Source organism: Vibrio eleionomae (genome assembly GCF_009874545.1).
Taxonomy (GTDB): Bacteria; Pseudomonadota; Gammaproteobacteria; order Enterobacterales; family Vibrionaceae; genus Vibrio; species Vibrio nitrifigilis.
Window position 1 is genome coordinate 1 of the sequence record NZ_WEKT01000086.1, and the last position, 12,655, is coordinate 12,655.

At 38.1% G+C, this 12,655-nt stretch carries 14 protein-coding genes; all 14 read left to right on the forward strand.

All coding sequences use genetic code 11. The features are described from left to right. Positions 1 to 432: 432 nt before the first annotated feature. A complete protein-coding gene (locus F9817_RS22775) occupies positions 433 to 654 on the forward strand; it encodes a Flp family type IVb pilin (protein WP_161158503.1) in 222 nt (73 codons plus the stop codon). Beyond that, positions 575 to 1,117 (forward strand): A24 family peptidase, encoded by a 543-nt coding sequence (locus F9817_RS22780; protein ID WP_161158504.1) that lies wholly within the window; start codon positions 575 to 577, stop codon positions 1,115 to 1,117. The genes F9817_RS22775 and F9817_RS22780 overlap by 80 nt, the downstream gene beginning before the upstream one ends. Before the next feature lie 33 nt (positions 1,118 to 1,150). Continuing rightward, positions 1,151 to 1,939 (forward strand): Flp pilus assembly protein CpaB, encoded by a 789-nt coding sequence (gene cpaB, locus F9817_RS22785; protein WP_161158505.1) that lies wholly within the window; start codon positions 1,151 to 1,153, stop codon positions 1,937 to 1,939. Positions 1,940 to 2,015: 76 nt separating this feature from the next. Beyond that, the gene (locus tag F9817_RS22790) at positions 2,016 to 3,338 is read left to right on the forward strand and encodes a type II and III secretion system protein family protein (RefSeq protein WP_427916729.1); all 1,323 of its coding nucleotides are present in this window, start codon (positions 2,016 to 2,018) and stop codon (positions 3,336 to 3,338) included. Next, a complete protein-coding gene (locus tag F9817_RS22795) occupies positions 3,335 to 3,844 on the forward strand; it encodes a hypothetical protein (protein WP_161158507.1) in 510 nt (169 codons plus the stop codon). The genes F9817_RS22790 and F9817_RS22795 overlap by 4 nt, the downstream gene beginning before the upstream one ends. A 2-nt stretch (positions 3,845 to 3,846) precedes the next feature. Next, positions 3,847 to 5,085, forward strand: a complete 1,239-nt coding sequence (locus tag F9817_RS22800; RefSeq protein WP_161158508.1) for a CpaE/TadZ family protein — start codon at positions 3,847 to 3,849, stop codon at positions 5,083 to 5,085. Beyond that, positions 5,086 to 6,369 (forward strand): TadA family conjugal transfer-associated ATPase, encoded by a 1,284-nt coding sequence (locus tag F9817_RS22805; protein ID WP_161158509.1) that lies wholly within the window; start codon positions 5,086 to 5,088, stop codon positions 6,367 to 6,369. Continuing rightward, positions 6,369 to 7,298, forward strand: a complete 930-nt coding sequence (locus F9817_RS22810) for a type II secretion system F family protein (RefSeq protein ID WP_161158516.1) — start codon at positions 6,369 to 6,371, stop codon at positions 7,296 to 7,298. Before F9817_RS22805 ends, F9817_RS22810 begins: the two co-directional genes overlap by 1 nt. A 15-nt stretch (positions 7,299 to 7,313) precedes the next feature. Continuing rightward, entirely contained in the window at positions 7,314 to 8,186 is an 873-nt protein-coding gene (locus F9817_RS22815) for a type II secretion system F family protein (protein ID WP_161158510.1), read from the forward strand. Next, positions 8,173 to 8,946: a tetratricopeptide repeat protein gene (locus F9817_RS22820; protein ID WP_161158511.1), complete on the forward strand. Its 774-nt coding sequence runs from the start codon at positions 8,173 to 8,175 to the stop codon at positions 8,944 to 8,946. Before F9817_RS22815 ends, F9817_RS22820 begins: the two co-directional genes overlap by 14 nt. Before the next feature lie 4 nt (positions 8,947 to 8,950). Next, positions 8,951 to 9,466, forward strand: a complete 516-nt coding sequence (locus F9817_RS22825; RefSeq protein ID WP_161158512.1) for a TadE/TadG family type IV pilus assembly protein — start codon at positions 8,951 to 8,953, stop codon at positions 9,464 to 9,466. Positions 9,467 to 9,482: 16 nt separating this feature from the next. Continuing rightward, a complete protein-coding gene (gene tadF, locus F9817_RS22830; protein ID WP_202436569.1) occupies positions 9,483 to 10,022 on the forward strand; it encodes a tight adherence pilus pseudopilin TadF in 540 nt (179 codons plus the stop codon). Between the two features lie 2 nt (positions 10,023 to 10,024). After that, entirely contained in the window at positions 10,025 to 11,368 is a 1,344-nt protein-coding gene (locus F9817_RS22835) for a vWA domain-containing protein (RefSeq protein ID WP_161158514.1), read from the forward strand. 12 nt (positions 11,369 to 11,380) lie between these two features. Then, the gene (locus tag F9817_RS22840; RefSeq protein WP_161158515.1) at positions 11,381 to 12,007 is read left to right on the forward strand and encodes an OmpA family protein; all 627 of its coding nucleotides are present in this window, start codon (positions 11,381 to 11,383) and stop codon (positions 12,005 to 12,007) included. Positions 12,008 to 12,655 lie beyond the last annotated feature (648 nt).

A 12,655-nucleotide genomic window follows, 5' to 3' on the forward strand; every position in this document is an offset into this window, starting at 1 on the left:
TACTTTATCTATATCATTTTAAATGATAAAACACTCATGAAATAGATGTAAAAGTATCTCATAAATGAGAATTTGTTTTTGCGGTGCATTATTTCTTATTTTTATTCTATGAATTGAGATAAATAAAAATTATTCTGTCATTCGTTGCTTGGATATATTAATGACATTGCTATGACTTTCATTATTATCAATAGTAACAGTTAGGTACATTGAGTTAGTGCCAATTTAATATAAATAATGGTTAGCTATGGATAGGCTTTTTGGCAGTTTCTCATTTTAACTTGCACTCTGCTAAGCCATGAAGAACTCTACGCTAAACCACCAGTAGATAAATGATATATAAGGTTATTGAGACTCAGTTTGTCTAAGGAATTTTTACCTTGTACACCTTAAATAATCAATTATAAATATTTACTTTCTAAGGATATAACAATGTTAATGAATTTAAGCTGTAAAACATATTCTAAAGTCGTTTCTTTTTTTTCTGATAAGCGTGGTGTAACTGCAATTGAATACGCTATTATTGGTGTGGCTATGTCTGCGATTATCTTAACGGTTTTTAATGGTGATTTGGGTGATGCTCTATCTGGCGCTATTGAAAAAATCACTACAAATATTTCGTCAGTTAATACCTATACTAGTTCAACAAATTAATATCAAATTGAGTTTTAGTTATAGTCAAGGGCTTTTAATCATTTTATTAGCCCTAGTTTTAATTAGAGTAATATGTTCTGATATCCTACGTCGTGAAATTGGAACATATGACTTGATTTTTATTCTCATATTAGTCGTGGTGGCTGATTGGTTAAATATAAATCAGTTGGTATATTTGTCGGCTCTGAAAGTGTTTAGCTGTGGAATTATTGTGTGGTTATTGGGCATCTGTGGTGCTGGTGACATCAAATTATTAACCATTTTAAGTTTAGGTGTGAGCCAGCAATGGCTGCTGTTATGCGTTGTTATCATGTTGTTTTTGGGAGGTGTTACTGCCGGTGGGTTACTCCTTTATAGCAAATGTAGTGGCCGTAAAGAAATAGTTAACCGCGGTGTACCATATGCGATACCTATCGTTTTAAGCTTTGGGTTCGGAATTATATTAACCTTTTTATCAAAATAAATTATCTCACTGTTCTCATCGTTTTGGTGTTCTATGAATATAAAATTAGTCAGTGTCTTTGCGGTAATAGCCATTGGTGTTGGTGTATATGGTGTAATTGGGCAAAAACAGCCTCAGCCTCACCCTGAAACCCAAGTTAAAGAAGAGAAAAAACTGACTGTTTATTTAACTAAATCAGATTTAAAGAAAGGACATGTTTTGACACGTTCTGATGTCTATTTAGAAAAATGGCCTGAATCTAAAGCAAATAAATATGGATTGGATGATAACTTGGTCGTTAATTTTTCAGGCCGGCCGCTAGTTCGTCGAGATATTAATTCGGATAAGTTACTGTATCGTGATTCGCTAATATATCAGCAAGATCCAGAATATGTAGACTTTGTCGTTAAGCCTGGGTTGATTCCATTTCCAATAGAAACAAATTCAGACGCTATCGTTGGCGGTGTTATTCATGCGAATTCAAAAGTTGACATTTTAGCTTTGGCGTCAACTAGTCAAAATTTGGCCAATGATCACTCGGTAAATACTTATAAAGGGGTTTCATTAACGCCAGTGTTAATGAACATCAAGGTACTGAAATTGACGACAGAGAAAGTGAAAAATAAAGACCAACGGGTCAATCACGAAAAAACGGCGTTGATTCTAGAGCTTACACCTAAAGAGGTGGCAACACTGACCATTGCTAAAAGAATTGCACAGATTGAAGTACATCTTGCAGTTAAAAATGCGACCGCCAAACAACTATCAGCCAATGCTGGTGATGTTTTGGAATCATACCATGCTGTAACGGAATTTCGTGCTGCGAGTGCGATTGTAAAATAGGACTTCAGGGATGACCATTCGTATATCTCATTCACGTATTGGCCTTAAATGCGGCGTATTTACATCGCTTTGGATAATGCTTTTATATCTGAATAGTGCACTGGCTGCCAATCTTATTAACATTGCCGATGGTGAAGCAACGGCAATCAAAACTAAACAAGAAATCAGTTCGGTGTTTATAGCCAATCCTACGGTTGCCGATTACCAAGTGATTGGTAAACGGAAGGTGGTAGTGTTCGGCAAAAAAGTCGGCAATACATCTCTCATCATTTTTGACGGTGAAGGTAACGATTTAATAGCAAAAACAATTGTGGTGAACCACAGTTTACTGCTGATCAAGCAGCAAGTGGCACTTCGCTATCCTCATCTAGATATTTCTATTTACAATCTTGGTCAACAAGTTGTCTTGAGTGGAACGGTTTCTTCGGAAGAAGAAAAGCAAGGCATTGCCACTTTAGTTGGCGAGTTGATGGAGAAAAGTGCAACCAAACAAACCGTATCAGTGTCGAGTTCTTCTAGTTCATCTTCTAATTCTTCGTCATCTTCTAACTCTTCTACTGGTGGGGATTTAACATTAGATACCGGTGCGACTTACCAAGGTATTGTTAATAATTTGGAGGTAGCAGTAACGAAGCAGGTTAATGTGAAAGTAACAGTCGCCGAGGTATCACAATCATTTGCCGAGAACTTAGGCATTCAAATGTACTCAGATGGAAATAGCCAAGGCATTTTTGTCAACTCCTTAACCAAATTCAGCGCAAGTGATATTGTTTCTGTGATTAATGCTGTAGCCGATAACACAATTGGTCAGGTTCTTGCAGAGCCCAATATCTCTGTTATATCAGGGAAAAGTGCAAGTTTTTTAGTGGGGGGCGAACTTCCCGTCGTAACTGTGATTGATAGCAGTACGAGTGTTTCGTATAAAGAGTATGGCATTCGTTTAAATCTAGCTGCGAATGTACTTAGAGATAACAAGATCGAGTTAGCGATTAGCCCAGAAGTCAGTTCTCTTGATACCCAGTATGAAAATGAAACATACGACTTGCCCGCTTTAAAAACGCGTAAAGCTCAAACAACAGTTGAACTGGGCGACGGCCAAAGTTTTGTTCTCGGTGGGCTGTTAAGTAATGAAGAGACCGAGTCACTCTCAAAAATTCCTTATATCGGTGATATTCCTATTTTAGGTGCTCTTTTCCGTTATACCGAAACTGAACGTAAAAAAACAGAGCTGGTTATTGTAGCTACGGTAAGTTTGGTTAAGCCAATTGAAAGTGATCAGGTAAAACTACCGAGTTTTGAGCGGACAACAAATCTACAGCGTTTCTTTGCATTAGATAAAAATACAGCGTCTTCATATCCTGCGCGTCAGTGGCTAGCTAACGGAGGTTTTATTCAATGAAAATCGCTAGATGGAATCTAATTATGGCTGGTGTGATATTGTCTTCATTGCTTATGGGGTGCAGTCATGTTCACGATCGAGTCGGGACTAAAGTGACCTTATATCCAGTTACGTCAACTTTGAAACTCGATGTGACGAATTATCGTTCTGCTCAGGTGTCAATCGACCATTTTATTGCACACCACAATAAGTTGGTAGTGACGCAAATGGTTGAACTTAAATATAGAGGAAAAGCGGGATTGCGTTTGGCTGACTATACACGTAATGCCTTACTAAAGTTGGGAGTAGCTAAGGAGCATGTCCATTTACTAGCCTCAGATATGGCTTCTGATTCGTTTCTTATATTACTTACTGATTATAAAGTGAAAACCAGCCAATGCCACTATGCTAATTATCATTCATTAAGCCAGTTTACTGATGACCATGGTTGTAGTGTTGAAAGTAACCGCTGGTTATCTATGACTAATCCAGAACGTTCGGCGTCTATTTCAATGGATACTCAATAACCATGTTCGATTTAGTTGATATTTTAAAGTCTGGACAAGCTAGCAGTCACATTGAGCCAGAAAAAATTACGACAGTTCTTTTTCATCAGACACAAGAATGCCAGGGACTTGTTCTTGAATCCTATCGCTTTGAAGGCATTACTGAGCCTGTTATCGCGCCTAATAAAGATGAAAACATTTCTGAGCACGTGCGCTTACAAAATGTTGAAATTGTTTTGATAGAGTTAAACAACAGTAATAACGTAACGGATGATGCTAAGCGTATTAGTCACTTACTACCGAGTCATGCATCTGTGATCGTCATTGGTAGTGAAGATGCGATATCTACAATTCGTAACTTAAAAGAAATGGGGTTTTATTATCTTTTTTGGCCCATTACTAAGCAGGAATTGATCGATTTTGTACGTAGTGTGCATGATAACCGCGAACGAAATCGCGGGCCAGGTCAAAAACGACGAGCGAAACGCGTAACGGTTATTGGCGCTAAAGGGGGAGTCGGCGCAACAGCCATTACTGCAGAACTTTCTTATCTACTTTCAAATGTTAAACATTCATCTTGTATTGTCGTCGACCATAATTATAACAGCGGTAATCTTGACATCATGCTTGGGGTACAAAAGTTTGAAAAGCGCCGTATTCAAAGAGGCTCTTTTACTGATTCCCTAGATTTGGCTAGTGCAAAAAGTTTATTACATAAACAAAATGACATGTTGTCTTTACTTGGTTTAACTGCGCCCGACCTGACTCAAGGTGAGGTTTCTGAGTATCACCGCTCTGTTATCGATATCATGTCCGCTGAATGTAACTTCATTATTGAGGATATGTCTGCATCTTCGGGGCAAGTCTATGAAGTTAACCACTCTTGGCTAGAAAGTGATTGTATTTTATTAGTCAGCACACCAACGGTGTCATCACTGAGAGATGCTGGTCGAATTAAGCAAATTATCGATAACGTTCCTCCTTCTCAGAGGCCACGTTTGCTCATCGTCGTTAACAACACTATGCCAGAAAAATTTGCTAGTGTGTCGTTGGCCGAGATTGAGACGTTTCTACATCAAAAAGCGGATCTGGTTATCCCGTTTATCGGTGATTTCGGTAACGTTATTTTAGACGGTAAGCGTTTAGCCAATATCAATAATAAATCAGCTAATTCTGTAAAATCCTTAGCCTCTTTAGTGATTGGTGAAAGCACAGAAAAAACTCACTCATTGTTTAAGAAATTATTGAGTAAGGTGAAGTAAATGCTTGGAACAAAGAATCTGTATGTTTCGTTACGTAAAAAAATCTTCGACGCATTAGATCCCACCGCTATTACTGATATCAGTCGTCAGCAACTTTCAACTCAATTAGAAAGTGCTGTTGACTTACTCATCGAAAATGAAAATGCGGCTGTTTCATCTACAGTTCGTAAAGAATTTGTGGAAAGTCTGACTGATGAGCTCATTGGATTAGGACCACTGCAACGCTTAATGGATGACGAATCGATCACGGATATCATGGTTAATGGTCCTGATTCTGTCTACATCGAGCGACATGGTTTGATGGAATTAGCCCCGATCAATTTTATTGATGAAGCGCAGTTGTTAGCTATTGCAAAGAGAATAGCTAATCGGGTCGGTCGCCGAGTCGATGAGTCCTCACCAACCTGTGATGCACGCTTGGCTGATGGTAGTCGCGTGAATATTGTTATTCCTCCTATTGCGATTGATGGCACGACCATCTCTATTCGTAAGTTTAAGAAGCAAAGCATCGACTTAAGTAAGTTGTGTCAATTTGGCGCGATGAGTCCTGAGATGGCTCAACTATTAATGGTAGCAGCACATTGTCGTTTGAATATCTTGATTTCAGGTGGTACAGGATCAGGTAAAACGACGATGTTAAATGCGTTATCTCAGTTTATTTCTGAAAAAGAACGTGTCATCACTATAGAAGACGCTGCTGAGTTAAAACTTCAACAACCTCATGTGGTGCGCCTCGAAACCCGTACCGCTGGGATTGAAAACACTGGGCTGATTAATCAACGTGATTTAGTTATCAACTCACTACGTATGCGCCCGGACAGAATCATAGTGGGTGAGTGTCGTGGTCCAGAAGCTTTTGAAATGTTGCAAGCAATGAACACGGGTCACGATGGTTCTATGTCAACACTTCACGCTAATACGCCTCGTGATGCTATGGCCCGGGTTGAATCTATGGTCATGATGGCGAATAACAATCTTCCCCTTGAAGCCATTCGTCGTACTATCGTCAGTGCTGTTGATCTAATCATTCAAATTTCTCGCCTGCATGATGGTAGTCGTAAAGTAATGAGTATCACTGAGGTAATTGGTCTTGAAGGCGCAAATGTGGTGATGGAGGAGATTTTCCGTTTTCAACCCACTTTTCAGCAAACCGACGACGATAAGATACATGGTCATTTTGTCACCGCTGGTTTGATGCAGCGATCGGTATTAGTAGAAAAAGCGAAGTTTTTTGGGTTGGAAGATAAACTAATGGCCGCTTTCCGAGCAGGAGAACCCGCTTGATGCTCTCAATATTAGTGATTTTTATCGGATTAATTTTATTGATTTACAGCGTGGTTAGTGAGCGTCGAGCACATAAGAATCGTTATAACTATCTCGCAGAGTTTAATAAAACTGAATATGTTGATTCATTAGTAACAAGCCAACAAGCGGTGAATCTTGCCTCTTTACTCAACCAAAGTTGGTTAGAAAATTTGGCACTTCGCTGGGAAAACTTCAAGAAACAGCTTGGAAAAAAAGCACAATTCAAATTGCTTATTGTTATCGCCGTATTATTTGCTGCTTCTCTATTTTTTAATCAAAACTTTTTGAGGGCATCTCCTCTTATCGTCTCTCCTGTTTTTATGTTTGGCGGGTTGCTGGCTTTTTATCGTTGGATGCAATCGCGAGAGCGTAAACGCTTCGAAGCCGAATTTCCTGATGCTCTAAATATGATGACCAGTGCGGTTTCTTCAGGGGAAAGTGTTATGCATGCCATATTATATGTTGGCGATAAATTGGAAGGCGATATAGGTAGAGAATTTAATCTTATGGGGCGTCGGTTGCAGTTGGGGGAAACACCTGACGAAGTATTTCGTAAATCATGTCGACGTTACCCTTACTCTTCTTTTTATTTCTTCGTCATTACGTTACGGGCAAATATGCAACGTGGTGGGCAGTTGAAAGAGGTCATGTATCGTCTCAACCGCACGATGTTTAATGCTCGAGCCATCAATAAAAAAAAGTATGCGTTAACGTCAGAAGCTCGCACTTCAGCGAAAATAGTCGCTGCGATACCCTTCTTCTTTCTGTTTATCCTACAGTTTCTCAGCCCTGAAAATTATGAATTCGTTATGTTTAATGACAGTGGGAGACAAATACTTTATTACGTCATGGCAAGCGAATCGATTGGTATTGCAATCGTTTGGGCACTAATGAAAAGTGTTAGATAGTAAGAGGTGCATAGCATGAATTTTATAATGTTAGTTTCATTAGTGCTCATTTTAACTGGAACAGTTACGCTACTCCTTACATTTTTAAAGCTCAATCGACAAAAAAAATTGGCTAGTTTTAATGTCAAATTAGAAGGTGAGCGAAATTTCAATTGGTTGGGGCTAATTCATTTCTTTAATGGTATCTTTTCATCCGATCCCAAAGAAATTCAAAAAAAGTTTCTAGCTGCTGGGTTTTACGATAATAAATTTTCCAAATATTTCGTTGTTGTGAAGTATGGTGTTCTTTGTTTAGGTGCCATCGGTATCCTCGTTTTAGATGTTTTTATCGACTTACCCCAAAGTAATTTTATTGTTGCTGAATCAGTGTGGTTAATCTCAGTGTTAATGGGGCCTGATACGTATTTGGCGATGAGAGCTAAATCACTCCGCCATACGATTTCAAATAAATTGCCGTATATGCTCGATTTAATGGCTGTTTGTGTTCAAACCGGTATGACTATTGAAGCTGCAATTAGCTACTTAGCTCAAGAATTCGGAGCTTTTGATAAAGATCTTAGCCATTTATTGAGAAAAGTTGATGAGCGAGCCAGGGTCGTAGGATTAGAGCAATCGCTACAAGAATTATATGCTCGTGTTCCTACTAATGAAGTTCGAAGCTTTGTAATGACTTTAAATCAAAGCTTGCAATATGGGTCTTCTATTTACAGCGTTTTAACTACCTTATCGGCTGATATTAGAGAAGTTCAACTATTACATGTTGAAGAGAAAATAGGGCAACTATCTGCAAAAATGTCGATTCCATTAATTATCTTTATCATGGTTCCTATTGTTATTTTGATTGCAGCTCCAGGTATTATGAGGTTATTACAACATGCGCATTTTTAATCTATTACTGTTTATTTTTGGACTGAGCCTGCTATCTGGATGTACGAATAAACCATCAATTGAGTTCTCTGATCAAACAAATGAGAAAATTCTTCAAAGTAGCGGTAATACACAGAAGTTGATCGAATTCTATAAAAAGCAGTTAACGAAACAGGAGCGATCCGATACCCGGTTAAAGTTGGTCTCGACTTATGAAAGTACGGGGGATTTTTCGTCAGCGTTATTTTATTTAAAACCGATACTTAATCAAAAGCAAGATCTTGAGGTAAAAGTAGAGTTACTTGCAGGTAGAGCCTACTTGAACCTTCATCAGTTTTCTCAAGCTGAAATTTTTCTTAGTGACGCGAATAAACGTAAACCCGCAGATGCCGAAGTGATGAATTTGCTTGGAGTATTATCTTGTTATCAAGGGAAATTATCACAAGCTCAAATATGGTTTTCTAAAGCACGAGCCTCTATGGGAAACGATCAGACCATAAAGAATAACCTGGCATTAGTTTTCTTATTGCAAGGTGATTATATTACGGCTCGCCGTTTACTTGAATCGTTGGTGGTAAACGATGAATTAGATAATAAAAAAGTGACTGCAAATTTGGCAGTTGTTTATGCAAAGCAAGGTGATAAACAAGCTTTTTCACAATTGACAAAATCCTTATCTAAAGAACAAAGCAATGCACTTTATATGCAGTTAAGTGAATTGAGATTGGTCAATTTACAAAGTTTGTCAGTTGGTTCCAATATGGCGCCTATAGAGAATTAATAAAATGATGAGGGTTTTCCATAAAAGACAAAAGCAAACTGGTGTTGCATCTATCGAATTTGCTGTTGGGTTTATTTTCTTTTGGTTGATGTGTATGGCGTGGGTTGAAATGAGCTATTTATCTTACGTTTCTGCAATTGGTGACCTCGCCATTTCACAAGCGGCATTGCATAGTAAACGCCTTGAAACCTCTACAGAATTTCTTGCAGACTTCAAAAGCACCTTAAGTAAGAGTGATAGCCTATGGAAATATGTGGCTGATGCTGATGATTTTACCTATAGCATTCGCTACATCAGTAGTTATGACGATTTATCACAAGTTACTGAAAATTGTAAAAATGATGATAGTGAAGATAACAGTGCTGAATGTGGTACAGCATCAGATTCTGCCATTGCCATATATCATATTAGCTACAATGCACCACCAATTTTTAACTACTTTTTAGACGGTGACACTCTGTTTGCTCGTGAAGAGATCGTAATACAGGAATATCAACGTAGTGACTTCAATATCAACTAAGCAACATGGAAACTTTATGATCGAGTTTGCCATCGTGGGTATCTTTTTTGCCATGCTACTCGTATTTAGTGCGGATATCGTTATCAAATTGAGTACAAAAGGTAAACTTGATCGTTTGTCCTATTCAATAGCTAACGTAATAAAAGAAAGAACGCAACTTTTTGGTGAAAGTGATAGTAGTGATGATGATTATGAAGTGAGTGATTCTCAAGCGAAAGAAGCTTATATCATTACAGTCAACTCCTTGAAAAGGACAGTTCACAATTTTGATTCCAGCCAATTCGGCTTTGATCTAAAAGTAAGACAGCGCTCAGATTATGGTACTGGTGATCAATTAGTGGACGTTGCGGATTGGAATAGTACAGAAAAGGGAATTAGTGGAGCGAATTGTGAAGGATCTGTACCGGATAAAGAGCTTATATTTCAGACGTCTTGGGGGCGTTCTTCAACTGTTTATCAAGTAACGCTTTGTTACGATACTGTGAACTGGTTTGGGGAATTGGTAGGTAAAGATTTCTCAACTATTGCCGTTAGTTCATTAGCAATAGGACGTTAATAATGGCTATGCAATTGAAGAACAAACAACATGGTCATGCAGCAATGCTGTTTGCTATGTTGATTCCACTCCTTTTTGGTGTATTTATCTTAGGTACCGACGGTGCAAGAGCGCTTCAAGACAAGGCCCGCTTAGAAGAAGCTGCGGAAATGGCCGCTCTTGCTATTGCAGGTCAGAGCGGTTCAACCGATGACGCGCATGATGAAATGGCAAGTAATTATATTCAATACTACTTCCCCTATGCTGAAGTGACGGATATAGAAACACATGATATCGCTTGTGAAGATAATACTGATTGTGATCCATCTGCATCGGCATCTGAGCGGTTTTTCGAATACACAGTTGCTGCTAAGATATCGCAGCCTAATTGGTTTTCCAGTGACACGATAGAAACAAGTTTTGGCGATAATTTAACCGTTGGTGGTTACTCTTCGGCTCGAAAATACCAATCAAAGACCGTTGATATTGTTTTGGTCTCAGATTTTTCTTCGTCTATGTTTAACTCTGTGACTTCTGCTCGTGACGCTAAATACATAGAACTTAAAGATATCATTTCTGAGGTATCAGAAACGTTAGAAGAATACAACGAGAAAACCAATACCAACAAGAATACGCTATCTTTTGTTGGGTTTAACTCATATGTTTATGGACCTAGTTCAATATCTGGTACGAAGACGGCCACAACTAGTTCAACGACCAAAACAAAATCTTATAGCGGTTATCCGTACTATAGCTATCTAGTGTGCAAAAGTGATGAAATTAACAAATATGGGAACCCTCATCCTAAAGAAGATGGATGGTGCACAAATAGTTACGACGATATCGATTTTAGTTCGACAGTAAGCCATATTTTTAGCAGCGATGATTATTTCCTGCCTACGTCAACACAAAGCTCACAAAACGTATTCTATACATTAGATTTAACTTCTGACTTCGAAAGTTTTAACAATACTATCAGCGGGTTTGAACCTGATGGTACAACTGCGTTTTATTCAGGACTGATACGCGGTGCTCAAATAGCAAACCAAGGAAGTAATCCACGTCGATTGATCATCATTTTATCTGATGGAATGAATACTCACACAGATATCACTGACACTTTAATAGCTAATGATCTCTGTTCAACTATTACCGATCACTTAAATAGCCTTAAAACTGTTTCTGGTGACACTGTAAAATCTAGATTATTCGCAATTGGTTTTGGCTACAAGGTGAGTAGCTATCCACAAATGGGAGAGTGTGTTGGCGATGATAATGTTTACGATGCTACTGATAGTGATTCAATTAAAGACAAAATTCTTGAACTCATCGCAGAAGAAATGGGGCGTTTGTCGCCTGTGAATTAAGAAGGATTAATCATGAGAACAAAAGTATTCACGATGATAACGGCTAGTTGCATTTCTTATAACGTATTTGCTGATAATGATTCTATGTATTCATATCTGTGCCGGCATGCTGAAAATACAGAAACCTATCAGGTTCGTACCGCAACTCACGCTAAAACATTGGTAATGTATCCCGGTGACAGTTTACAAACAAAATCTACTGATACGGTTAATGATGTTGATTGGATTAAAGCCAATATTAAACCGGAACAGTTACCCAAAAATTGTTTAAGTTACGTATTAAGCCAAGGATACTGGGAGCAGGGTAAAGGAATTGCTCGTTTTCATTTTCAATTCGACAGTAGTGAATTAAGTGCAAATGATGAACAGATTTTGTCACGAGTGTTTGAATTAGTTAAAAACGTGCCTAACGTCACTCTTGTTGGACATACTGATAACGTAGGTAGTAAAGAATATAACCAGCAATTAGGTTTCAAACGCGCTGAGTGGGTTTCGAAGCTATTAACATCAAAAACTAAGAGCATTGAAACAACAGTGAGTAGTCGAGGAGAAACACAACCATTATCGTTAAGTAATAATAAATCTGGCAGGGCCTTAAATCGACGGGTAGAGGTTTTTTTAGAGAACAATGAGCAATAGCATAGTTCGTTTTCGGCTAAACATACTGATTTATATTTAGAGGGTGAGTTTCATTCCCTCCTAATCTGGATTGCTACTTTTTAACGCTGAATAGCTTTATCTTCAAAGCGCACATTGGATTGACGGTTCATACATTCTCGCTCTTTGGGAGCTCATCAACAAACCTATTTCTGCGCTCAATCACGTTGAAAGGGAATAACTATTCCTGCCGTGATTGAGCTTGACGTAGGCTCGTTGATGAAGCACTGAACCCTGCATCTTGAGGTCATTTGGGTATAGTAACCTTTATCAAATGGGTAAACAGGTTATTTTGCCGATTTGATTTAGTGAAGTTGTATCAATTGATGATGATAGTAATCATATAAAGCCTTCCACCTATCAAAATATACCCATAAAGTAGTATTATTATTTTAAAATTATTATCACTAACTTCTACGTGTTTTTTACTATTACATTTAGTGTTGGGACAAAATGTACCGTGTTTTTACCTTTTAAATGAGTTTCATAGAAACTCATTTAAAAGGTAAAAAATCTATGTTATCTACCACTAATACCTCGTTTTTCAAATTAAATTCACCCTAATACTACTTGGGTATAAAATCACGATTCATTTATAAATCACCCTTTAAATTTGACATAGAATAAATA

What these genes read in the sequence shown, in the direction of transcription:
- F9817_RS22775 (WP_161158503.1), top strand. Translation starts at nt 433, where the DNA reads ATGTTAATGAATTTAAGCTGTAAAACATATTCTAAAGTCGTTTCTTTT.
- cpaB (WP_161158505.1), top strand. Translation starts at nt 1,151, where the DNA reads ATGAATATAAAATTAGTCAGTGTCTTTGCGGTAATAGCCATTGGTGTT.
- F9817_RS22790 (WP_427916729.1), top strand. Translation starts at nt 2,016, where the DNA reads ATGCTTTTATATCTGAATAGTGCACTGGCTGCCAATCTTATTAACATT.
- F9817_RS22795 (WP_161158507.1), top strand. Translation starts at nt 3,335, where the DNA reads ATGAAAATCGCTAGATGGAATCTAATTATGGCTGGTGTGATATTGTCT.
- F9817_RS22800 (WP_161158508.1), top strand. Translation starts at nt 3,847, where the DNA reads ATGTTCGATTTAGTTGATATTTTAAAGTCTGGACAAGCTAGCAGTCAC.
- F9817_RS22805 (WP_161158509.1), top strand. Translation starts at nt 5,086, where the DNA reads ATGCTTGGAACAAAGAATCTGTATGTTTCGTTACGTAAAAAAATCTTC.
- F9817_RS22810 (WP_161158516.1), top strand. Translation starts at nt 6,369, where the DNA reads ATGCTCTCAATATTAGTGATTTTTATCGGATTAATTTTATTGATTTAC.
- F9817_RS22815 (WP_161158510.1), top strand. Translation starts at nt 7,314, where the DNA reads ATGAATTTTATAATGTTAGTTTCATTAGTGCTCATTTTAACTGGAACA.
- F9817_RS22820 (WP_161158511.1), top strand. Translation starts at nt 8,173, where the DNA reads ATGCGCATTTTTAATCTATTACTGTTTATTTTTGGACTGAGCCTGCTA.
- F9817_RS22825 (WP_161158512.1), top strand. Translation starts at nt 8,951, where the DNA reads ATGATGAGGGTTTTCCATAAAAGACAAAAGCAAACTGGTGTTGCATCT.
- tadF (WP_202436569.1), top strand. Translation starts at nt 9,483, where the DNA reads ATGATCGAGTTTGCCATCGTGGGTATCTTTTTTGCCATGCTACTCGTA.
- F9817_RS22835 (WP_161158514.1), top strand. Translation starts at nt 10,025, where the DNA reads ATGGCTATGCAATTGAAGAACAAACAACATGGTCATGCAGCAATGCTG.
- F9817_RS22840 (WP_161158515.1), top strand. Translation starts at nt 11,381, where the DNA reads ATGAGAACAAAAGTATTCACGATGATAACGGCTAGTTGCATTTCTTAT.